Origin of the sequence: Microbacterium terrae (assembly GCF_017831975.1) — a bacterium.
GTDB classification, from domain to species: Bacteria; Actinomycetota; Actinomycetes; order Actinomycetales; family Microbacteriaceae; genus Microbacterium; species Microbacterium terrae.
Genome location: NZ_JAFDSS010000001.1, coordinates 1,572,424 through 1,593,149 on the forward strand (window position 1 = coordinate 1,572,424; position 20,726 = coordinate 1,593,149).

A 20,726-nucleotide genomic window follows, 5' to 3' on the forward strand; every position below is an offset into this window, starting at 1 on the left:
CCGCGACCGGCATCTGCACTCTTAGGCTTGCCTTATACCGAACGCGCCTCGGTAGTGTCCGAGCATGACGCCCCAGATCGGTGTGGACGGTCCGGCCTCCGATGCCCTGCTCGCCGCAGGCCGGTTCTTCACGAAATGGGAGCACACCCCCGATCACCGCGCGGCATTCCTCGAAGGCGGGCGCGAGGGCGATGCCTTCTACCGCGATCGGTGGAGTCACGACAAGGTGGTGCGCTCGACGCACGGCGTGAACTGCACCGGGTCGTGCTCGTGGAAGGTCTATGTCAAGGACGGGATCATCACGTGGGAGGCGCAGCAGACCGACTACCCGAGCGTCGGCCCCGACCGCCCCGAATACGAGCCCCGCGGATGCCCCCGCGGGGCTGCGTTCTCGTGGTACACGTACTCACCCACCCGGGTGCGCTACCCCTACGTGCGCGGAGTGCTGCTCGACGCCTACCGTGAGGCCAAGGCACGACTCGGGGATCCGGTGCTCGCGTTCGGCGAGATCTCGAAGAACCGCGACACGCGCATCCGCTATCAGCGCGCCCGCGGCAAGGGCGGATTGGTGCGGGCGACCTGGGCCGAGGCGGTCGAACTGGTGGCGGCCGGCTACGTGCACACGATCAAGGAGTACGGCCCCGATCGGGTGGCGGGGTTCTCGCCGATTCCCGCGATGTCGATGGTGTCGCACTGCGTCGGCACGCGCTTCACACAGCTGCTCGGCGGCGTGATGACGAGCTTCTACGACTGGTACGCCGACCTCCCGGTCGCGAGCCCGCAGGTGTTCGGCGACCAGACCGACGTGCCCGAGTCGGGCGACTGGTGGGATTCCACGTACCTCATGATGTGGGGCTCGAACGTACCGGTCACCCGCACCCCCGACGCCCACTGGATGGCCGAGGTGCGCTACCGCGGCACAAAGGTCGTCACGGTCAGCCCCGACTACACCGACAACACCAAGTTCGCCGACGAGTGGCTCCCCTGTCAGGCGGGCACCGACGCGGCGCTCGCCATGGCGATGGGTCATGTGATCCTCAAGGAACGCTACGTCGACCGACGGGTGCCCTTCTTCGTCGACTTCGCCAAGACGTACACCGACCTGCCGCACCTGATCACGCTCGTGCCGCACAAGGACGGCGGCCTGGTTCCCGGCAAGTTCCTCACTGCTGCCGACCTCGGCGAGAAGGCGCCGGAAGACCTGTGGAAGACGGTCGTGTTGGATGCCGCCACCGGCGCACCGCGCGTGCCGAACGGCTCGATGGGGTTCCGCTACGCAGACTCGGGCGAGGGCAGGTGGAACCTCGATCTGGGCGACATCGTGCCCGCGCTCTCGGTGCGCGACGCCAAGGCGGCGGAGGAACCCGCGGAGGTGCTCCTCCCCCGCTTCGACGCCCCCGACGGCTCGGGGGCGGTGCTGCGCCGGGGCGTTCCGGCGACGCGGGTGAACGGCATCCTCGTGACCACCGTGCTCGACCTGATGCTCGCCCAGTACGGGGTCGGGCGCGACGGACTGCCGGGTGAGTGGCCGACCGGCTACGACGACGCGGAGACCCCGTACACCCCGGCGTGGCAGGAGGACATCACCGGCGTCCCCGCCGAGGCGTGCACTCGCATCGCACGGGAATTCGCGCAGAATTCCGAGGACTCGCAGGGCCGCTCGATGATCATCATGGGCGCGGGCATCTGCCAGTGGTTCCACGGGGATGCCACGTACCGGGCGATCCTGTCGATGCTCATCCTCACCGGGGCGATGGGCCGCAACGGCGGGGGCTGGGCACACTACGTCGGCCAGGAGAAGTGCCGCCCGATCACGGGGTGGGTCTCGCTCGCGAACGCGCTCGACTGGGCGCGGCCGCCGCGCACGATGATCGGCACCGCGTACTGGTACATGCACACCGACCAGTGGCGCTTCGACGGCTACTCCGCCGACGCGCTCGCCTCACCGCTGGCGGAAGGCAATTTCGACGGCATGCACACGGCCGACACGATCGCCCAGTCGGCGCGGATCGGCTGGATGCCGTTCTACCCGCAGTTCGACCGCAACCCGCTCGACCTGGCCGACCAGGCGGCGAGCGCCGTCGAATCCGGCGAGGCGGCGGATGCGGCATCCTACGTCGTCGAGAAGCTGAAGGACGGCGACCTGAGGTCGGCGATCGAAGACATCGACGCCCCCGAGAACTGGCCGCGGCTGCTGACGCTCTGGCGCTCGAACCTCATGGGTTCGAGTGCGAAGGGCAACGAGTACTTCCTGAAGTACCTGCTCGGCACGCACAGCAACGTGATGGCATCGGATCGCTCGTCGGTGCGTCCGAAGGATGTCGTGTGGCGCGACGAGATCCCCGAGGGAAAACTCGATCTGCTCGTCTCGGCCGACTTCCGCATGACCTCGACCACACTGCTCTCCGACGTCGTCTTCCCTGCGGCCACCTGGTACGAGAAGCACGATCTGTCATCGACCGACATGCATCCGTTCGTGCACGCGTTCACCCCGGCGATCGACCCGCCGTGGGAGGCCAAGAGCGATTTCGACATGTTCCACGCGATCGCCCGCGAGTTCAGCGAGATGGCCGAGACCCACCTGGGCACGCGCCAGGATCTCGTGTCGGTGCCGATGCAGCACGACACCCCCGGCGAGGTGTCGCAGCCCGGCGGGGTGGTGCGCGACTGGGCCCGAGGCGACGTCGACCCGATTCCGGGCAGGACGATGCCGCAACTCGTCGTGGTGGAACGCGACTACACCGCCATCGCCGACAAGCTCGCCACCGTGGGGCCGCTCGCCGACAAGCTCGGCTTCACCGTGAAGAACGTCACGTACGACGTCACGCACGAGGTCGACCGGCTGGCGAAGCAGCACGGCGTCTACCCCAGCGGTCCGGCCGCCGGGCGCGCCGCGATCGACACCGACGTGAAGATGGCCGAGGCGATCCTCGCGTTCTCGGGCACCACGAACGGCGAGCTCGCCACGCAGGGGTTCCGCTCGCTCGAGAAGCGCGTGGGCAAGCGCCTCGCCGACCTGGCCGAGGGTTCGGAGGAGAAGCGGATCACCTTCCCGATGACGCAGGCCTCGCCGCAGCCGGTGATCACGTCACCCGAGTGGTCGGGATCGGAGACGGGCGGGCGCCGCTACGCCCCCTTCACCGTGAACATCGAGCGCCTCAAGCCCTTCCACACCCTCACCGGGCGGATGCACTTCTACCTCGACCACGATTGGATGCGCGACCTCGGCGAGGCGCTGCCGATCTACCGGCCGCCGCTGGACATGCACCGGCTGTTCGGCGAGCCCAAGCTCGGGCCCGACGGCCGCCAGCAGATCACGGTGCGCTACCTCACCCCGCACTCGAAGTGGTCGATCCATTCCGAATACCAGGACAACCTCTTCATGCTCTCGCTCTCCCGCGGTGGCCCCACGGTGTGGATGAGTCCGCAGGACGCGGCCGCCATCGAGGTCAAGGACAACGACTGGGTCGAGTGCGTGAACTCCAACGGTGTGCTGGTCTGCCGGGCGATCGTGTCGCACCGCATGCCGGAGGGCGTGGTGTACGTCTACCACGCCCAGGAGCGCACGATCGACGTACCGAAGTCGGAGGCGACGGGTCGGCGCGGCGGAATCCACAATTCCGTCACCCGCCTTCTCATCAAGCCGACGCACATGATCGGCGGCTACGCGCACCTCTCCTACGCCTTCAACTACCTCGGCCCGACCGGCAACCAGCGCGACATGGTGGCGACGATCCGCCGCCGCAGCCAGGAGGTGACGTACTGATGCGAGTGATGGCCCAGATGGGCATGGTCATGAACCTCGACAAGTGCATCGGATGCCACACGTGTTCCGTGACCTGCAAGCAGGCGTGGACAAACAGGGCCGGCACCGAATACGTCTGGTTCAACAACGTCGAGACCCGCCCAGGGCAGGGATACCCGCGGCGCTACGAAGACCAGGACCAGTGGAAGGGCGGCTGGGCGCTGTCGAAGTCGGGCAGGCTGAAGCTGCGCACCGGCAGCCGCCTCACGCGCCTGCTGACGATCTTCTCCTCTCCGGTGCAGCCGAAGCTCGAGGACTACTACGAGCCGTGGACCTACGACTACGAGACGCTCATCGAGTCGCCGCTCGGCACCGACTTCCCGGTGGCCAAGCCCAAGTCGCTCATCACCGGGGAGGACACGAAGATCACGTGGTCGGCCAATTGGGACGACGACCTCGGCGGTGCGAGCGAGATGGGTCACCTCGACCCGGTCGTCGAGAAGGTGCGTCGTGAGTCGGAAGACAAGATCAGGTTCGAGTTCGAGCAGACCTTCATGTTCTATCTGCCGCGCATCTGCGAGCACTGCCTGAACCCCTCGTGCATGGCGTCGTGCCCCTCGGGCGCGATCTACAAGCGGGCTGAAGACGGCATCGTGCTCGTCGATCAGGATCGCTGTCGGGGCTGGCGGCAGTGCATCACCGGCTGCCCCTACAAGAAGATCTACTTCAACCACAAGACCGGCAAGGCCGAGAAGTGCACGATGTGCTATCCGCGCCTCGAGGTGGGACTCCCCACGGTCTGCTCCGAGACCTGCGTGGGGCGGCTGCGGTACCTCGGACTCTTCCTCTACGACGCCGACAAGGTCACCGAGGCGGCCTCGACGCCCGACGAGAAGGATCTCTACGAGGCCCAGCTCGACCTCATCCTCGACCCCGACGACCCCGAGGTGATCGCCGCGGTCACCGCGCAGGGCGACATCCCCGACGACTGGATGGATGCGGCACGCCGCTCGCCGGTGTACGCACTGGCGAAGAAGTACCGTGTCGCCCTGCCGCTGCACCCCGAGTACCGCACCATGCCGATGGTCTGGTACATCCCGCCGCTGTCGCCGATCGTCGATCTCCTGCGCGATCAGGGCCACGACTCCGAGTCGGCGAGCACGCTGTTCGGGGCGATCGAGTCGCTGCGCATCCCCGTCGAATACCTCGCCGAGCTGTTCACCGCCGGAGACACCGATATCGTGCACGACGTGCTCGTCAAGCTCGCCGCCATGCGCGCCTACTTGCGCGACATGACGCTCGAGAACGACCTCGACGAATCGATCCCCGAGTCGGTCGACATGACGGGCGAGACGCTCTACGAGATGTACCGACTGCTCGCCATCGCCAAGTACGAAGACCGCTACGTCATCCCGACCGCGCACTACGAGCGGGCGCACGAGCTCGAGGAGCTGGGATGCTCGCTCGACTTCGACGGCGGGCCGTACGAGTCCGGGCCGTTCGGCGAGGCGAGCGGGCGTGTGCAGCCCGTCGCCGTCGAGACATTCCAGGCGCTGCGCGACCGGCAGACCTCCGAAGAGGGTGCGTCCGAGGAGTCGCTGCGGGGCAGGGTGAACCTGCTGAACTGGGATGGCAACGGCGCGCCCTCAGGCCTCTTCCCCGCGCGGAAGGCGCCGAAGGGCGACACATGAGCACGTCGCTGAGGGATCAGGTCGTGTACCAGGCTGCGTCGCTGTGCCTGTCGTACCCCGATGACCATGTGATGGATGCTGCGCCGCTGATCGCCGCGGCGCTGCGCGAGTCGGCGCCGGGGTCCGCACCATCGTTCGCCCCGCTGCTGGAATGGTGGGCCGCCACCCCGCGGCCCGTGGTGCAGACGGCGTACGTCGACGTCTTCGACATGTCCAAGCGCCACGCCCTGTACCTGAGCTACTGGACCGACGGCGACACCCGCCGTCGCGGCATGGTGCTCGCCGACCTCAAGCAGCGCTACCGCGAGGCCGGGCTGTCGCTCGAGCACGGCACCGGTGAGCTTCCTGACTTCGTGCCCCTCGTGCTCGAGTACGCGGCGCAGAACCCCGCCGCGGGCGCCGCGCTGCTGCAGGAGTACCGCGCCTCGATCGAGCTGATCCGCATCGCGCTCGCCGAGCGCGGGTCGCCGTATGCGGGAGTCGTCGCAGCGGTCTGTGCAACCCTTCCGGGGCGCTCCCCCGCCGACCGGCAGCAGGCGATGGCGCTCGCCTCGAACGGACCGCCGACCGAGACGGTCGGGCTCGACGCCTACGACCCGCGCCTGCTGCCGCTGGCGACCGCATCGACGGGAGGCCGGTGATGGATGTCTTCCTCTGGGGCATCCTGCCCTACATCATGGTGGCGGTGCTCGTCGGCGGCACGGTCTGGCGGTACCGCTACGACCAGTTCGGCTGGACCACCCGCTCTTCGCAGCTGTATGAGTCGCGGCTGCTGCGCATCGGCTCGCCACTGTTCCACTTCGGCATCCTGGTCGTGGTGATCGGCCACGTCATCGGCCTGGTGATCCCGAAGGCCTGGACCGACTTCTTCGGGGTCACCGAGGAGATGTACCACGTCACGGCGCTCGGCCTCGGCTCGGTCGCCGGGTTCGCCACCCTCGTCGGCGTCGGCATCCTCATCTGGCGTCGCCGCACCACGGGCCCGGTGTTCATGGCGACGACGAAGAACGACAAGACAATGTACGTGGTGCTCGTCGCCGCGATCATCGCCGGGCTGGCGACCACACTCATCAGCGTGTTCGGACCCCACCAGGAGGTCACCTACCGCGAGACGGTGGCGCCGTGGTTCCGGTCGCTGTTCATCTTCCAGCCGAACATCGAGGCGATGAGCGAGGCGGGGCTCGACTTCAAGATCCACACGCTGATCGGCATGCTGCTGTTCATGCTGTGGCCGTTCACCCGGCTGGTGCACGCCTTCACCGCGCCCGTGCACTACCTCTTCCGTCCGTACATCGTCTACCGCTCACGCGAGGATCGGCCGACGACCGCCCGCGGCATCCGCCGCGGCTGGGCACCCGTCGGCACCCCGGACAGGGTGCGTGACAAGACCGCGACCATCGCCCGCGAGCAGAAGAGTCCGGGCCCGAGTGTGCACGACAGGAACCGACGATGAGCGTGACGGATGCGAACATCGCGTCTGGGCAGATCCTGCCGGGACGCGTGAAGAACCTGTACCTGGCGCTGCTGGCGTTCACCATCACCTTCTGGGCGTGGAACCTCATCGCACCGCTCGGCATCCGGTACGCCGCCGATATGGGGCTGGACTCCACGCAGTCCTCGCTGCTGGTGGCGACCCCCGTGCTGGTGGGCTCGCTCGGCCGCATCGTGACCGGCGCCCTCACCGATCGCTTCGGCGGTCGGGTCATGTTCACCGTCCTCACCGCAGTCTCGGCCGTGCCGGTTCTGCTGGTCGCTTGGGCGGGCGTGCTCAACTCGTACGCGCTGATGATCGCGTTCGGATTCCTGCTCGGCATCGCCGGAACGACCTTCGCCATCGGCATCCCGTTCGTGAACGCCTGGTACGACGCCAAGAAGCGCGGATTCGCCACAGGTCTCTTCGGCGCAGGGATGGGCGGGACCGCACTGTCGGCGTTCTTCACGCCGCGCTTCGTCGAGTGGTTCGGCTATGTCTGGACGCACGTGATCATCGCGGTCGCCCTCGTCGCCGTCGCCGCCGTCGTGTGGTTCCTCATGGAGGACTCGCCGCTCTGGAAGCCCAACACCGACCCCGTGTTCCCGAAGCTCGTCGCCACGTCGAAGCTCGCCATCACGTGGCAGATGGCCTTCCTCTACGCGATCACCTTCGGCGGATTCGTGGCGTTCTCGAGCTACATGCCCACCTACCTCAACCACATCTACGGCTACGACCTCACAGACGCCGGCGCCCGTACGGCGGGCTTCGCGATCGCAGCCGTGATCGCCCGCCCCGTCGGCGGCTGGCTCTCCGACCGCATCGGCCCGGCCGCCGTGCTCATGATCTCGCTCGCCGGCACGACGGTGATGGCCGTCGTCGTCGCCTTCCAGCCGCCGCCGGAGATACCGGCGGGCGCGTCGTTCGTCGCGATGGCGGCTTTCCTGGGCCTCGGCACGGGTGCGGTGTTCACGTGGGTCGCACAGCGGGCACCCGCGGCGAGGGTCGGGACGGTGACGGGCATCGTCGGCGCCGCAGGCGGGCTCGGCGGGTTCTTCCCACCCTTGGTGATGGGCGCGACCTACAACGCCGAGGCGAACACCTACACAATCGGGCTGGCGCTGCTGTGCGTGGCGACCAGCATCGCGCTGGTGTTCACCGTGTGGCTGCAGGCGCACTTCCGCCGCTCGCAGCCGGCGGCATCCTGACCCGCGGTGCTCGTGGTGGCGGCCGTCAGTCGGGCGCCACCACGAGCGCGACGACGCTCACGATCAACACGACGGCGCTGACCGAGATCGCGCCGAGGAGCAGGCGCGAGAAGAGTCGTTCGGCGTTCATGGCGGAATCATCGCGCACCCGCGTGAACGAGAGGTGTCGACCGCCTCGCACCACGGTGGCTCAGCCGAGCGACACGCCGAAGACGAGCCCGAGCACGTAGGTCACGGCGGCGGCCCCGAACCCGATGGCGAGCTGGCGCAGCGCGCGCCGCAGCGGCGGAGCGCCCGACAGCAGTCCGACCGCGGCTCCTGTCGCCATGAGCGCGACGCCCACGAGCACGAGGGCGAGCACGATCGCCGCGACCCCCGACAGGCCGAAGATCCACGGCAGCACCGGGATGATCGCACCCGAGGCGAAGAACAGGAAGCTGGATGCCGCCGCCGCCCACGCGGCGCCCACCAACTCGTGATCGACCACCTCGACGGGACCGGTGACGGGCCGCGCCTCATCGGCGCCGTGCGCAGCGTCGAGCACGCGCTGCGCCCGCACCAGGGCTTCGGCTTCGGAGAGACCGCGCGCACGATAGAGCAGCGCGAGCTCGTTCGCATCGATGTCGAGGTCGGGCACGGCGCGATCGGCGAGGTCGCTCGGCCCCGTCGCCTCGAGCAGCTCCCGCTGCGAGCGCACCGAGACGAACTCCCCCGCACCCATCGACAGCGCGCCGGCGAGGAGTCCGGCGATGCCGCTGAACAGCACGAACTGCGCGGACACGCCCGTCGCGCCGATTCCCATCACCAGCGCGAGGTTCGACACGAGGCCGTCGTTCGCACCGAACACCGCCGCCCGGAAGGTGCCCGACAGACGGCGCCTGCCGCGCGCGGCGAGGCCGCGCACCACCTCGTGGTGGATCTTCTCGTCGGCCGCCATCGCCGGCGTCGCGAACGGCTCGGTGTCGTAGGGCGACCGCGCCTCGGCGGTCTGGGCGAGCGCGAGCACGAAGATCGATCCGAATCTGCGGGCGAGCGCCCCGAGCATGCGGGTGCGGATGTCGGGCTGCGGCAGCCGCTGCGGCTCGCCGCCGAGGAGCGACAGCCAGTGCTGCTCGTGCCGTCCCTCCGCTTCGGCGAGCGCGAGCAGGATCGCCTTCTCCTCCCCGTCGCGGCGTGACGCGAGCGCTTCGTAGACTCGTGCCTCCGCGCGCTCGTTGACGAGGTACTGCGCCCAGCGCCGTCGGTCTCGGGCGGTGGGCTGCACGGTCTGGCTCATCGGACTCCGATCCGTCGCAGGATGGCTCACACGCTACCGTCGAGTGCGCGGCGGAGGCCCGCCTCGCCGTGCGCCATCACCCGCGTGTGCGCCCGCTCGAACGCCGGGCGCAGCAGCCACCCGGTGGCATTCATCCACGCACGGGTCGTCGCGACGTCCCAGCGGATCGTGAGCACGCTCTCTCCCGCCGCCGCGCCCGGCTCGATCATCAGGCTTCCCGCGCCGCGCAGATCGCCCGTGGACGACGCCGCGAGCATCTCACCTGCCACCACCTCCGTCAGCCGCAGCCGCACCCTGAGCCGGTAGCCGAGCGGGCTGCGCACGATCAGGGTCAGCCCCTCCCCGGCTGCGAGGAGCGCGGGCCCGTCCGACACCGTCACTCCCGGCCACCAGTGCGCGCCCGATCCGCCGGGGCGCAGCATCCGCTCGACCTCGTCCCAGCACCGCTCGCGCGGCGCGCCGACCGTCCAGCGCGACACGAACCCGTAGCGATGGTCCATGGTGCCGGAGTCTACGACGCGCGCCGGTGCGAGCCGAGACAGCGGGCGACGACTCAGGAGTGCAGGCGTCGGCGGAGCGTGTCGATGCGGGTCTGCAGCTGCGCGACCGTCGCCTGCGGCACGGCCGGACCGCCGCAGATGCGCCGCAGCTCGGCGTGGACGGTTCCGTGCTGCTCGCCCGACTGGCGCGCGTACAGCCCCACGAGGCTGTTGAGCAGCTGGCGCTGCTCCTTGAGGGTGCGGTGCAGAGCCTGCGGAACCGCGGCCTCGTGCGGCTCGCCCGCGCCGTCACCGGACGCCTCGGTGGATTCGCGCGCGCGGCGATGCCGTCCCTGGCGGGCTTGACGCTGCATGAGGAGCTCGTGCACGTGCTCGGGCTCGAGCAGCCCCGGCAGCCCGAGGAACTCCTCTTCCTCGGGGGTGCCGGGCACCGCGAGCTGCCCGAACTCCTTGCCGTCGAAGAGCACACGATCGAAGTGGGCCACCGAGCCCAGCGCCTGGTAGGTGAACTCCTCGGTGAGCGCGTCGGATGCCTTGTCCTCGCGCTCGGCGGCATCCATCAGGTCTTCTTCGGCGTTCCACTCGTCGTCGCCGTCGCTGTCGCGGTCGAGGGCGTGGTCGCGCTGGCGCTCCATCTCGTTCGCGAGACCGATGAGCTGGGGCACGTGCGGGAGGAAGACGCTCGCGGTCTCGCCGCGGCGACGGGCGCGCACGAAGCGGCCGATGGCCTGAGCGAAGAACAGCGGGGTCGAGGCGCTCGTGGCGTAGACGCCGACGGCGAGTCGCGGTACGTCGACACCCTCCGACACCATGCGCACGGCGACCATCCACCGGCTCGTGCCCTTCGAGAACTCGTCGATGCGGCTCGAGGCCTCGGCCTCGTCGGAAAGCACGATCGTGGGCGCCTCGCCCGAGATCTCGTGGAGGATCGCCGCGTACGCGCGCGCCGCGGTCTGGTCGGTCGCGATGACGAGGCCCCCGGCGTCGGGCACCTGCTCGCGGACCTCGGAGAGGCGCCGATCGGCCGAGCGCAGCACAGCCGGGATCCATTCGCCCTCGGGATCGAGCGCCGTGCGCCAGGCCTGCGAGGTGATGTCCTTCGTGTTGTCCTGACCGAGCTGAGCCTCCATCTCGTCGCCGGTCTTGGTGCGCCAGCGCATCTGACCTGCGTAGACGAGGAAGATGACCGGGCGGACCACGCCGTCTTCGAGCGCGCGCCGATAGCCGTACGCGTAGTCGGTCTTCGAGAGGCGGATGCCCTTCGCGTCGGGGTGGTACTCCACGAACGGGATGGGTGCGGTGTCGCTGCGGAACGGCGTGCCGCTGAGGAGGAGCCGCCGCGTGGCGCGGTTGTATGCCTCGCGAAGCGCATCGCCCCAGCTGAGCGCGTCGCCGCCGTGGTGCACCTCGTCGAGGATCACGAGCGTCTTGGCGTCGAGGATGAGGTGCTGATGCACGGATGCCTTCACCGCGACCTGCGCATAGGTGACGGCGACGCCGTGGTAGTGCCGCGCGGGGGCGGCGTGGCGGTTCGAGAACGCGGGGTCGAGCTTGATGCCGACGCGCGCCGCGGCGTCGGCCCACTGCGTCTTGAGGTGCTCCGTGGGCGCCACCACGACGATGCGCGTGACCACGCGTCGGCGCAGCAGCTCGCTCGCGAGGCGGAGGGCGAAGGTGGTCTTGCCGGCGCCGGGGGTCGCCGCGGCGAGGAAGTCGCGGGGGCCACCGCCGGGCCCGTCGGGTCCGTCGAGCTCGAAGTACAGGTCGAGGGCCTCGGCCTGCCAGGCGCGCAGGCGCTGCGCGGTTCCCCACGGTGCGCGCTGCGGGTAGGTCGGCGACAGATGCTCGGCGGCGAAGCTGCCGATGTGCGCCGGCTGCGAATCGACCGGCGGCGCCTGATCGAGATGCGCGGGCACGGCGTCGAGATGAGCGGCTGCGGTGTCGATGACGGTCTCGTCGTCCATCGCACCTCCCCCGCTCGAACAACGAGAGTCCACCTTAGACGAGCCCGCCGACACCGCGGACCCGGCCCGCTGATCCGAACCGGGCGGGGTTTCGGCGATAGCCTGATGAGCGGTCACGAGCCGAGGGAAGACGAATGCCGAATCGCGATACACACCGCACCCCGTACATCCCCAACCCCGAACCGCACCCCTGGCGGCGGTACGTCGCGCTGGGCGATTCGTTCACGGAGGGCATCGGCGACCCCGATCCGGCCACGCCCGACGGCCACCGCGGGTGGGCCGACCGCGTCGCCGAGGTGCTCTCCGAGCAGGTCGACGACTTCGCCTACGCGAACCTCGCCATCCGGGGGCGCCTCATCGGCCGCATCGTCGAGGAGCAGGTCGAGACCGCCGTCGCGCTCAAGCCCGACCTCGTCACCTTCTCGGCGGGCGGCAACGATGTGATCCGCCCGAACGGCGACCCCGACCTCGTCGCGCAGCTCTTCGAGGACGCCGTGGTGCGGCTCTCGGCGGACGGGGCGACCGTCGTCGTGTTCACGGGCATCGACACGAACTTCACACCGGTGTTCCGCGGCATCCGCGGCAAGGTGGCGATCTACAACGAGAACATCCGCGCCATCGCGGACCGCTACGACTGCATCGTCGCCGACCAGTGGGCGCTCAAAGAGGTGCAGGACATGCGCTTCTTCGACGACGACCGCCTGCACATGAACCCCCTCGGCCACCACGAGGTCGCGCGCATGGTGCTGCGCGCCCTCAACGTGCCCAACGACCTCCAGCCGATGCAGCCCGAGCCGCTCCCCGCGCGCACCTGGCGCGAGGCGCGCGGGAGCGATCTCGTGTGGGCGCGTGAGCACCTGGTTCCGTGGGTGCTGCGGCGCCTGCGGCACCAGTCGTCGGGCGACAACGTCACCGCGAAGCGTCCGGACGTGCTCCCCTTCACGACGCACGCCCCGGGGCCGGACGCCGCGGCGCGGCACGGCGAGGAGGCCTGAGGTGGCGACGCACCTGATCACCGGAGGGGGCTCGGGCATCGGCGCCGCGCTCGCCGGGATGCTCGCCGAACGCGGCGACGAACTGTGGCTGCTCGCCCGCGACGCCGGTCGCGCGGCACAGCTGCGCGACAGCTTTCCCGGCGCCCGGACGCTGGTCGGCGACCTCGCCGAGCCGTCGCGGCTGTCCTGGGCCTTCAGCCACCAGAGCGTCCCGCCGCAGCTCGACTCGCTGATCCACGTCGCGGGCGTCGTGGAGCTCGGCCCCGTCGCCGACACCCCCGTGGCGACCTGGCAGCATCAGCTGAACGTGAACGCGGTCTCGCCGGCCGAGCTCACCCGCCTCCTGGCGCCGGCGCTGCGCACCGCGCGCGGCCACGTCGTCTTCGTCAACTCCGGTGCCGGTCTGCGCGTGAGCGCCGAGTGGGGGTCGTACGCGGCGAGCAAGTTCGCCGTTCGCGCGATCGCCGACGCCCTTCGCGAGGAGGAACGGCAGCACGGCGTGCGGGTGACCACGGTGTACCCCGGGCGCACGGCGACGCCGATGCAGGAGAAGGTCCACCAGCAGGAGGGCGCGGCCTACGATGCGTCGCGCTGGATCGACCCGGCCTCGGTCGCGACAGCGATCATCGCCGCACTCGACCTGCCGCGCGACGCAGAGATCACCGAACTCACCGTCCGACCCGGCGCCTGACGACCCGACGCGCCGAGCGCCCGAAACGGCCGGCGAGGGTCAGCGTGCGCGCAGCTCCCACAGCGCGACGGCGCTCGCCGCCGCGACGTTGAGCGAGTCCACTCCCCCGGCCATCGGGATCGTCACCACGGTGTCGGCGGCTTCGAGCGCGCGCCGTGACAGCCCGTCTCCCTCGGCCCCCAGCAGGAGCGCGACCCGCTCCGGGCGCTGCGCGCTGTACTCGTCGAGGGCGACCGCGTCGTCGGCGAGGGCGAGGGCTGCGAGCTCGAAGCCCGCTCCACGCAGCACGCTGCGCGCCGCACGCCACTCCGGCAGCCGGGTCCACGGCACCTGGAACACGGTTCCCATGCTGACCCGCACGCTGCGCCGGTAGAGCGGATCGGCGCACCGCGGGCTCACGAGCACCGCGTCGGCACCGATGCCGGCCGCCGCGCGGAAGATGGCCCCGACGTTGGTGTGGTCGACGATGTCCTCGAGCACGACGACCAGGCGCGCGTCGGCGATCACCTCTTCGACCGGCAGCGGCGCAGGCCGGTGCATCGCCGCGAGCGCGCCGCGGTGCACGGCGTAGCCGGTGAGCGTTTCCGCGATCTCGGGGGTGACCACATAGACGGGCACGTCGTCGCCGTCTGCGGGCGAGCCGACGGGCACGGCATCCGTCAGGAGCCTCACGACCTCGTCGAGCCATTTCTCCTGCACGAGGACGGAACGCGGTCGGTGACCCGCTGCGAGGGCGCGGGCGATCACCTTGGCGGACTCGGCGATATACAGCCCGCCCGCCGGCTCGATCACGCGCCGAAGCGCGACGTCGGTGAGGTCGCGGTAGTCGGCCAGGCGTGGGTCGGCGGCGTCGGAGATCAGGGTCGCGTCCATCGTGACCATCGTCGCACGGCGGTCGATCCTCACACGGCAGGTGATCCTCACATGGCGCAGGCGCGAGAACCCGCCTCGCTGTAACCTCCCCGAAAACGGTGCGGCCTACACTGCAGACGGGGAAAGGAGTCCGCGTGACGACGACGACCGAGCTGGGCCTGACGGCCGGCCCCGCCCTCGACGCGGCGATCGAGGCGCTCTCCGGCCGCCGTGTCGCGGTGCTCACCGGTGCCGGGGTGTCGACCGACTCCGGCATCCCCGACTATCGCGGGCAGGGCGCGCCGGTGCGCACGCCCATGACCGTCGAGCAGTTCCTCGCGAGCGAGTCGGCGCGCCGGCGGTACTGGGTCGGCAGCCACCTCGGCTGGCGGGCGTTCGCCGCCGCCGAGCCCAACGGCGGCCATCGTGCACTCGCCGCCCTGGAGAACCGAGGGCTCACCACCGGGGTGGTGACGCAGAACGTCGACGGCCTCCACGTGCGGGCGGGGAGCCGCCGTGTGGTGGAACTGCACGGCACGATGCGGCGGGTGTTCTGCACGCACTGCGGTCAGGTGTTCGATCGTCGTGACCTCGCCGTGCGCGTCGAAGCCGACAACCCCTGGATCACCGTTCCCGACAGCGTCGAACTCGGCCCCGATGGCGACGTGCTGCCCGCGAGCTCCGAGGACTTCCGCGTGCCGGCGTGCAGCGTGTGCGGCGGGATGCTCAAGCCCGACGTGGTGTTCTTCGGCGAGTTCATCCCCGCCGAGAAGTTCCGCGAGGCGGAGCAGCTCGTGCAGACCAGCCAGGCTCTTCTCATCGCCGGGTCGTCGCTGGTCGTGAACTCCGGCATCCGTCTCCTCGAGCGCGCACGCCGCCGCCGGCTCCCGGTGGTCATCGTCAACCGCGGGGCGACGCGCGCCGACGCCCGGGCGACCGTCAAGGTCGACGCCGGGACGAGCGAGATGCTGCAGGCGCTCGCCGCAGCGCTCCCCCCGATCGGCTGACGGCGCACCGGCTGTTCACGGGCACCCCGTAGGCTCGTCAGGTGACGACCCTCATCCTCGTACGCCACGGCGAGACCGACTGGAACCGCGACCGCCGGATCCAGGGCGCGACCGACATCCCCCTCAACGACACCGGTCGCGCGCAGGTGCGGGCAGCCGCTGCGACGCTGCGCGACAGACTCGGCGGCGCGGCGATCACCCTCGCCGCCAGCGATCTGCTGCGCGCGCAGGAGACCGCCGAGATCATCGGCGCCGAACTCGGCGCGGGCGCCCCACGGCTCTACCCCGGCCTGCGCGAGCGGATGTACGGCGAGGCGGAGGGGATGCTCGTGAGCGAGTTCTTCACCACCTACGGCGAGTCGTGGTCACCGGACGTCCCCGGCGCGGAGACCCCGGCGGCGCTGCGCACCCGCGCCGTCGCGGCTGTGGTGCAGGCAGTCCGCGACCACCGGGCAGCGACCGCTCCCGAGAACGCGGTGCTCGTCGCCGTCGCCCACGGCGGCCTCATCCGCGAGGTGATCGGACACGCGTCCGGCGACACGCTGCCCGCGCCGGGCGAGCGCATCCCGAACGGCTCGCTCCACGAGTTCCTCGTCGAGCGCGACGCGCTGCGGCTGCTCGCATACGACGCCATCGCCGCATAGGGCGGTTCAGCGGCGATCAGTCGCCGGCGCGTGCGACGAGAGATCGAGCGTGTCGCAGCACCGGCTCGTCGACCATGCGGCCGTCGTGGCGGAACACACCCCGCTCGCCCTCGGCGGCGGTGAGCACCGCGCGCGCCCAGGCGAGCGATCTCGCGTCGGGCAGGTACGCGTCGCGGATGATCGCGACCTGGCTCGGGTGGATGCACGCGGTCGCGGTGAATCCGGATGCCGCGGCATCGGCTGCCTCGATCCCGAGCCGCTTGGTGTCGGCGATGTCGAGGTGAACCGCATCGATCGCCGCCTTGCCCCGCGCGGCGGCCGCCAGGAGCACCCGTGAGCGTGCGTACCGCGCGATGTCACGGTAGCGGCCGTTCGGCTTGCGGCTCGATGTGCCGCCGATCGAGGCGACGAGGTCTTCCGCGCCCCACATGAGCGCCGACACGTTCGCGAGCTCGGCGATTCGATCGGCCTGGGCGACGCCCTTGGCGGTCTCGCACAGTGCGATCACCTCGAACCGTGCGTCGATGCGGCCGAGACGTTTGGGAGACTGCGCCTTAGCGACCATGATCCGCCGGTAGTCGGTCTGCGACAGCGTCGACAGGTCGGCGACGAAGGCGTCGGTCTCGGGTGGATTGACGCGCACGATCACGCGTGCCGGGTCGAGCTCGGACTCGATCAGGGCGCCGCGCGCGGCAGCCTTGTCGGCGGGGGCGACGGCGTCTTCGAGGTCGAGGATCACCGCATCCGCGCGCTCGGCTGCCTTGGCGTAGCGCTCCGGCCGGTCGGCGGGGCAGAAGAGCAGGGCGGGTCCGAGCGTGAACGTCATGAGGAGCCTTCCTGTGCGGCCTCGCGGCAGGTCATGAGTGCGACACGGGTCGCGACGGCCACGACGGCGCCGTGCTGGTTGCGGCCGGTGTGGGTCATCGTGACGATGCCTTGGCCGGGGCGCGAGGCCGAGAGCCGCATGTCGACGATCTCGGTCTCGGTGTACAGCGTGTCGCCGTGGAACAGCGGCGCAGGGAACGAGACGTCCGAGAGGCCCAGCTGCGCGACGAGGGTGCCCTGGGTGATCTGGGCGACCGATGCCCCCACCATCGTCGCGAGCGTCCACATCGAGTTCATCAGACGCTGCTGGAACGGCTGCGTCTCGGAGTACGCGGCATCCAGATGCAGGGCCTGCGTGTTCATCGTGAGCGACGAGAACAGCATGTTGTCGGCTTCGGTCGCGGTGCGGCCGGGGCGATGCAGGAAGCGGTCGCCCACGGCCAGTTCGTCGTAGTGCAGCCCGCGCTGGACGACCGTGCGGGGCGCAGCGCTCTCGTCCATCCCGTTCACGCTACTCCCCTCACGCGACGCCCAGAGCCCGGGCGACGACGAGGAGCTGCACCTCGTTGGTGCCCTCCCCGATCTCGAGGATCTTCGAATCGCGGTAGTGCCGGGCGACGGCGTATTCGTTCATGAAGCCGTTCCCGCCGAAGATCTGCGTCGCGTCCCGCGCGTTGTCCATGGCGGCGTCGCTCGCGGTCAGCTTCGCAAGGGCGGCCTCGGTCTTGAACGGCTTGCCGGCGTCGCGCAGCCGCGCGGCATGGTGCCACGCCAGACGCGCCAGGTGCACTCGCTGACGCATCCGCGCGAGGACGAACTGGATGCTCTGACGCGTCGAGAGGGCCTCGCCGAACACGGTGCGCTGACGCGCGTAGTCGACGGCCGCTTCGAGGCATCCCTCGGCTGCGCCTGTCGACAGCGCCGCGATCGCGATTCGCCCCTCGTCGAGGATGTGGAGGAACCCGGCGAACCCGCGGCCGCGCTCGCCGAGGAGGTTCGCCTCGGGCACCCGCGCCCCCCGGAAGGTGAGCGGGTGGGTGTCGGAGGCATGCCAGCCCACCTTGTCGTAGGGAGCCTCGACGGTGAACCCGGGCGTGCGGTTGGGCACGATGATCGTCGAGATCTCCTTGCGACCGCCCTGCTCGCCGGTGACCGCGGTGACGGTCACGAACCGCGTGATGGGCGTTCCCGAGTTCGTGATGAACTGCTTCGCCCCGTCGATCACCCACTCGCCCGCCTCCAGACGCGCCGTCGTGCGCGTCGCCCCGGCGTCGGAGCCCGCTTCGGGCTCGGTGAGGCCGAAGCCTGCGAGCGCGCGTCCGGCGAGGAGGTCGGGCAGCAGCTCGCGCTTCTGCTCCTCGGTGCCGAATCGGAACACGGGCATCGCACCGAGGCTGACCCCTGCCTCGAGGGTGATCGCGATCGACTGGTCGACGCGGCCGAGCGCCTCGATCGCCAGGCCCAGGGCGAAGTAGTCGCCGCCCTGACCCCCGTATTCCTCAGGGAACGGCAGCCCGAACAGCCCGAGCTCCCCCATCTGTGCGACGACATCCATCGACAGCGTCTTCGTGCGGTCTGCCTCGTACGCCTGCGGCGCGACGACCTCGTCGGCGAACTGCCGCACGAGGCCGGCGAGTTCGCGCTCTTCGTCGCTCAGGTCGTATCCGTCCATGGTGTTCTCCTCGGGTCGGGATGGGTGCGGCTCACGCCTCGTGAGCGGATGCCGGGCTGTCGGATGGCGGGCTGTCGGACATCGGAGTGTCGGATACCGGGGTGTCGGATGCCGCGCGCGGGCTGATTCCGGCAGGCGCCGTGTCTGGGGCGACATGGGCGAGCACCTGGTCGCGGCGCACCTGGTCGCCGACGGCGACGTCGAGCCGCACGATGCCGGCGTGGGCGGCGACGACCGGGTGCTCCATCTTCATCGCCTCGATGGTGACGATGCGCTCGCCCGCCGCGACGGTCGCGCCGTCGGCGGCGTGCACGGCGACGACGGCTCCGGGCATGGGAGCCCGCAGCTCGGGATCGGCCGCGGCGTCGGCGCGCGCACGGGCGGCGAGTCGGATCGCGGCCGCCTCGCGGCGCGTGAGCGTGCGCATGCGGTGCACGGCGCCGTCCGCATGCACCCAGGTGAACCCGTCGGCGTCGACCGCGAGGTCGACACCCGGCGGGAGTGCACGTCCGATCACAGCCGCGCTCGCGCGGCGGGCGCCGATGGCCACCTCCGCCGCGTCGGGCACGGCGACCGCGACGATCTCGCCGCCGTCGAGCTGTACGTCGACGGTGCGGGGTGCGGCCGGCGCGCCGATCCGCCAGCCTGACCGGGTGCGCCACAGGGCGCTCGAGCCCGTGGCGCCGCTCCCCGCTCGTCGAGACAGGCGGTCCGGGGCGAAACCGGTGCCGTCGCCGTCGGTCTCGGAACGGATCGCCTGTCTCGCGGGTCGACCGGTGAGCGCCGCCGATGCGGCCAGCGCTGCGGCGCCCAGCGCGGCAGGGGTCGGGGCGGGGTCTGCGTACGGCGGCAGTCGATCGATGAGCGCGGTGTCGAGGTCTCCGGCGCGCACCGCATGGTCGGCGAGGAGCGACCGCAGGAATCCGATGTTCGTCCGCACGCCGAGCACGACGGTGTCGGCGAGCGCGTCGTCGAGCTTCTCGAGCGCCTCGGCGCGATCGGCGCCGAGGGCGATGACCTTCGCGATCATGGGGTCGTAGTCGGCTGTGACCCCCGTGCCCGACTCGACGGCCGCGTCGCTGCGCACGCCGTCGGCCGACCGCCACACGAGCACCTCGCCGGTGTCGGGAAGGAAGCCCCTCGCCGGATCCTCCGCATACACACGGGCCTCGATCGCGTGCCCGGTGATCTTCACGTCGTCCTGCGCGAAGGCGAGCGGCTCACCGGCGGCGACGCGCAGCTGCTGTTCGACGAGGTCGACGCCGGTGACGAGCTCGGTGACGGGATGCTCGACCTGCAGGCGGGTGTTCATCTCGATGAAGAAGAAGTCGTCGGGGCGATCGCCTGCGACCAGGAACTCCACCGTGCCCACGCCGCGGTAGTCGACCGACGCTGCAGCGGCGCACGCGGCAGCGCCAAGTCGCGCGCGGGTCGCCGCGTCGATCACCGGCGACGGCGCCTCTTCGACCACCTTCTGGTGGCGGCGCTGCAGCGTGCACTCGCGCTCGCCGAGGTGCACGACGGCGCCGTGCGCGTCGGCGAGCACCTGCACCTCGATGTGGCGAGGGCGCTCGATGAGGCGTTCGAGCAGCAGCGCGTCGTCGCCGAAGGCCGCCGCGGCGACGCGGCGTGCCGCAGCCATGGCGTCGGGCAGTGCGGCGGCGCCGCGCACCACCTGCATCCCCTTGCCGCCACCGCCGGCGGACGGCTTCACGAGCAGCGGGTATCCGGCCGCATCCGCCGCCAGCGCGATCTCCGCGTCGGTCATCCCGACCGCGCTGAACCCCGCCACCGTCGGCACTCCGGAAGCGGCGACATGCGCCTTGGCGCGGATCTTGTCGCCCATCACGTCGAGCGCCCGCTCGCCGGGGCCGATGAAGACGATCCCCGCGTGCGCGCACGCGCGGGCGAAGTCGACGTTCTCGGAGAGGAAGCCGTATCCGGGGTGCACCGCCTGCGCGCCGGTCGCGCGCGCGGCATCGAGCACCGCGGCGATGTCGAGGTACGACTCGGTGGCCGCGGCCGGACCGATCCGCACCGCCTCGTCGGCTTCGCGCACGTGCGGGGCATCCGCGTCGGCGTCGCTGTAGACGGCGACGGAGCGGATGCCGAGCACCCGCAGAGTGCGGATGACGCGGCGGGCGATCTCGCCGCGGTTGGCGACCAGGACGGTGTGGAACATGCG

General features: G+C 70.6%; 17 protein-coding genes. 9 read left to right on the top strand and 8 right to left on the bottom strand.

What is annotated here, in order from left to right:
• Positions 1 to 64 precede the first annotated feature (64 nt).
• From JOD63_RS07285 to JOD63_RS07305, 5 genes are read left to right on the top strand one after another with little or no spacing between them, the layout of a single operon-like run.
• Positions 65 to 3,766: a nitrate reductase subunit alpha gene (locus tag JOD63_RS07285; protein WP_045276941.1), complete on the top strand. Its 3,702-nt coding sequence runs from the start codon at positions 65 to 67 to the stop codon at positions 3,764 to 3,766.
• Positions 3,766 to 5,436 carry a nitrate reductase subunit beta gene (gene narH, locus JOD63_RS07290; RefSeq protein WP_045276942.1) on the top strand — a complete coding sequence of 557 codons (1,671 nt, stop codon included), beginning with the start codon at positions 3,766 to 3,768 and terminating at the stop codon, positions 5,434 to 5,436. The genes JOD63_RS07285 and narH overlap by 1 nt, the downstream gene beginning before the upstream one ends.
• On the top strand, positions 5,433 to 6,077 hold the full coding sequence (narJ, locus tag JOD63_RS07295; RefSeq protein ID WP_045276943.1) for a nitrate reductase molybdenum cofactor assembly chaperone: 645 nt from the start codon (positions 5,433 to 5,435) through the stop codon (positions 6,075 to 6,077). Before narH ends, narJ begins: the two co-directional genes overlap by 4 nt.
• On the top strand, positions 6,077 to 6,889 hold the full coding sequence (narI, locus tag JOD63_RS07300; RefSeq protein WP_045276944.1) for a respiratory nitrate reductase subunit gamma: 813 nt from the start codon (positions 6,077 to 6,079) through the stop codon (positions 6,887 to 6,889). The genes narJ and narI overlap by 1 nt, the downstream gene beginning before the upstream one ends.
• Complete coding sequence (locus tag JOD63_RS07305; protein ID WP_045276945.1) at positions 6,886 to 8,115, top strand: MFS transporter; 1,230 nt, start codon at positions 6,886 to 6,888, stop codon at positions 8,113 to 8,115. The genes narI and JOD63_RS07305 overlap by 4 nt, the downstream gene beginning before the upstream one ends.
• Before the next feature lie 190 nt (positions 8,116 to 8,305).
• Here JOD63_RS07305 and JOD63_RS07310 read toward each other — a convergent pair whose 3' ends face one another.
• Genes JOD63_RS07310 through JOD63_RS07320 form a run of 3 tightly spaced genes read right to left on the bottom strand, consistent with a single transcriptional unit; the run spans position 8,306 to position 11,855 of the window.
• Positions 8,306 to 9,391, bottom strand: a complete 1,086-nt coding sequence (locus tag JOD63_RS07310) for a VIT1/CCC1 transporter family protein (protein WP_045276946.1) — start codon at positions 9,389 to 9,391, stop codon at positions 8,306 to 8,308.
• A gap of 26 nt (positions 9,392 to 9,417) precedes the next feature.
• The gene (locus JOD63_RS07315) at positions 9,418 to 9,891 is read right to left on the bottom strand and encodes an SRPBCC family protein (RefSeq protein ID WP_052682611.1); all 474 of its coding nucleotides are present in this window, start codon (positions 9,889 to 9,891) and stop codon (positions 9,418 to 9,420) included.
• A gap of 53 nt (positions 9,892 to 9,944) precedes the next feature.
• A complete protein-coding gene (locus JOD63_RS07320; RefSeq protein ID WP_084613725.1) occupies positions 9,945 to 11,855 on the bottom strand; it encodes a DEAD/DEAH box helicase in 1,911 nt (636 codons plus the stop codon).
• Between the two features lie 134 nt (positions 11,856 to 11,989).
• Between JOD63_RS07320 and JOD63_RS07325 the strand changes: the two genes are divergently transcribed.
• Entirely contained in the window at positions 11,990 to 12,850 is an 861-nt protein-coding gene (locus JOD63_RS07325) for an SGNH/GDSL hydrolase family protein (RefSeq protein ID WP_045276947.1), read from the top strand.
• 1 nt (position 12,851) lies between these two features.
• Entirely contained in the window at positions 12,852 to 13,541 is a 690-nt protein-coding gene (locus tag JOD63_RS07330; RefSeq protein WP_045276948.1) for an SDR family oxidoreductase, read from the top strand.
• Positions 13,542 to 13,580: 39 nt separating this feature from the next.
• Here the strand turns inward: JOD63_RS07330 and JOD63_RS07335 are convergent, their stop codons facing one another.
• Positions 13,581 to 14,414: a TrmH family RNA methyltransferase gene (locus JOD63_RS07335; RefSeq protein WP_045277062.1), complete on the bottom strand. Its 834-nt coding sequence runs from the start codon at positions 14,412 to 14,414 to the stop codon at positions 13,581 to 13,583.
• 134 nt (positions 14,415 to 14,548) lie between these two features.
• On the opposite strand from JOD63_RS07335, the gene JOD63_RS07340 reads away from it, so the two are divergent.
• Positions 14,549 to 15,400 (top strand): Sir2 family NAD-dependent protein deacetylase, encoded by an 852-nt coding sequence (locus JOD63_RS07340; protein ID WP_045276949.1) that lies wholly within the window; start codon positions 14,549 to 14,551, stop codon positions 15,398 to 15,400.
• A gap of 41 nt (positions 15,401 to 15,441) precedes the next feature.
• The gene (locus JOD63_RS07345) at positions 15,442 to 16,044 is read left to right on the top strand and encodes a histidine phosphatase family protein (RefSeq protein WP_045276950.1); all 603 of its coding nucleotides are present in this window, start codon (positions 15,442 to 15,444) and stop codon (positions 16,042 to 16,044) included.
• Positions 16,045 to 16,060: 16 nt separating this feature from the next.
• Here the strand turns inward: JOD63_RS07345 and JOD63_RS07350 are convergent, their stop codons facing one another.
• The 4 genes from JOD63_RS07350 to JOD63_RS07365 are packed head-to-tail and all read right to left on the bottom strand — an operon-like array spanning position 16,061 to position 20,723.
• Complete coding sequence (locus JOD63_RS07350) at positions 16,061 to 16,870, bottom strand: HpcH/HpaI aldolase/citrate lyase family protein (RefSeq protein ID WP_211088073.1); 810 nt, start codon at positions 16,868 to 16,870, stop codon at positions 16,061 to 16,063.
• A complete protein-coding gene (locus JOD63_RS07355) occupies positions 16,867 to 17,370 on the bottom strand; it encodes a MaoC family dehydratase (RefSeq protein WP_045276952.1) in 504 nt (167 codons plus the stop codon). Before JOD63_RS07355 ends, JOD63_RS07350 begins: the two co-directional genes overlap by 4 nt.
• A gap of 19 nt (positions 17,371 to 17,389) precedes the next feature.
• Positions 17,390 to 18,541, bottom strand: coding sequence for an acyl-CoA dehydrogenase family protein (locus JOD63_RS07360; protein WP_045276953.1), 1,152 nt, complete (start codon positions 18,539 to 18,541; stop codon positions 17,390 to 17,392).
• Between the two features lie 31 nt (positions 18,542 to 18,572).
• On the bottom strand, positions 18,573 to 20,723 hold the full coding sequence (locus JOD63_RS07365; RefSeq protein ID WP_045276954.1) for an acetyl/propionyl/methylcrotonyl-CoA carboxylase subunit alpha: 2,151 nt from the start codon (positions 20,721 to 20,723) through the stop codon (positions 18,573 to 18,575).
• Between the last annotated feature and the right edge of the window lie 3 nt (positions 20,724 to 20,726).

Excerpts from the sequence above, each read along its gene's own strand:
- JOD63_RS07285 (WP_045276941.1), top strand. The coding sequence starts at position 65 with ATGACGCCCCAGATCGGTGTGGACGGTCCGGCCTCCGATGCCCTGCTC.
- narH (WP_045276942.1), top strand. The coding sequence starts at position 3,766 with ATGCGAGTGATGGCCCAGATGGGCATGGTCATGAACCTCGACAAGTGC.
- narJ (WP_045276943.1), top strand. The coding sequence starts at position 5,433 with ATGAGCACGTCGCTGAGGGATCAGGTCGTGTACCAGGCTGCGTCGCTG.
- narI (WP_045276944.1), top strand. The coding sequence starts at position 6,077 with ATGGATGTCTTCCTCTGGGGCATCCTGCCCTACATCATGGTGGCGGTG.
- JOD63_RS07305 (WP_045276945.1), top strand. The coding sequence starts at position 6,886 with ATGAGCGTGACGGATGCGAACATCGCGTCTGGGCAGATCCTGCCGGGA.
- JOD63_RS07310 (WP_045276946.1), bottom strand. The coding sequence starts at position 9,391 with ATGAGCCAGACCGTGCAGCCCACCGCCCGAGACCGACGGCGCTGGGCG.
- JOD63_RS07315 (WP_052682611.1), bottom strand. The coding sequence starts at position 9,891 with ATGGACCATCGCTACGGGTTCGTGTCGCGCTGGACGGTCGGCGCGCCG.
- JOD63_RS07320 (WP_084613725.1), bottom strand. The coding sequence starts at position 11,855 with ATGGACGACGAGACCGTCATCGACACCGCAGCCGCTCATCTCGACGCC.
- JOD63_RS07325 (WP_045276947.1), top strand. The coding sequence starts at position 11,990 with ATGCCGAATCGCGATACACACCGCACCCCGTACATCCCCAACCCCGAA.
- JOD63_RS07335 (WP_045277062.1), bottom strand. The coding sequence starts at position 14,414 with ATGGACGCGACCCTGATCTCCGACGCCGCCGACCCACGCCTGGCCGAC.
- JOD63_RS07350 (WP_211088073.1), bottom strand. The coding sequence starts at position 16,870 with ATGACGTTCACGCTCGGACCCGCCCTGCTCTTCTGCCCCGCCGACCGG.
- JOD63_RS07355 (WP_045276952.1), bottom strand. The coding sequence starts at position 17,370 with ATGGACGAGAGCGCTGCGCCCCGCACGGTCGTCCAGCGCGGGCTGCAC.
- JOD63_RS07360 (WP_045276953.1), bottom strand. The coding sequence starts at position 18,541 with ATGGACGGATACGACCTGAGCGACGAAGAGCGCGAACTCGCCGGCCTC.
- JOD63_RS07365 (WP_045276954.1), bottom strand. The coding sequence starts at position 20,723 with ATGTTCCACACCGTCCTGGTCGCCAACCGCGGCGAGATCGCCCGCCGC.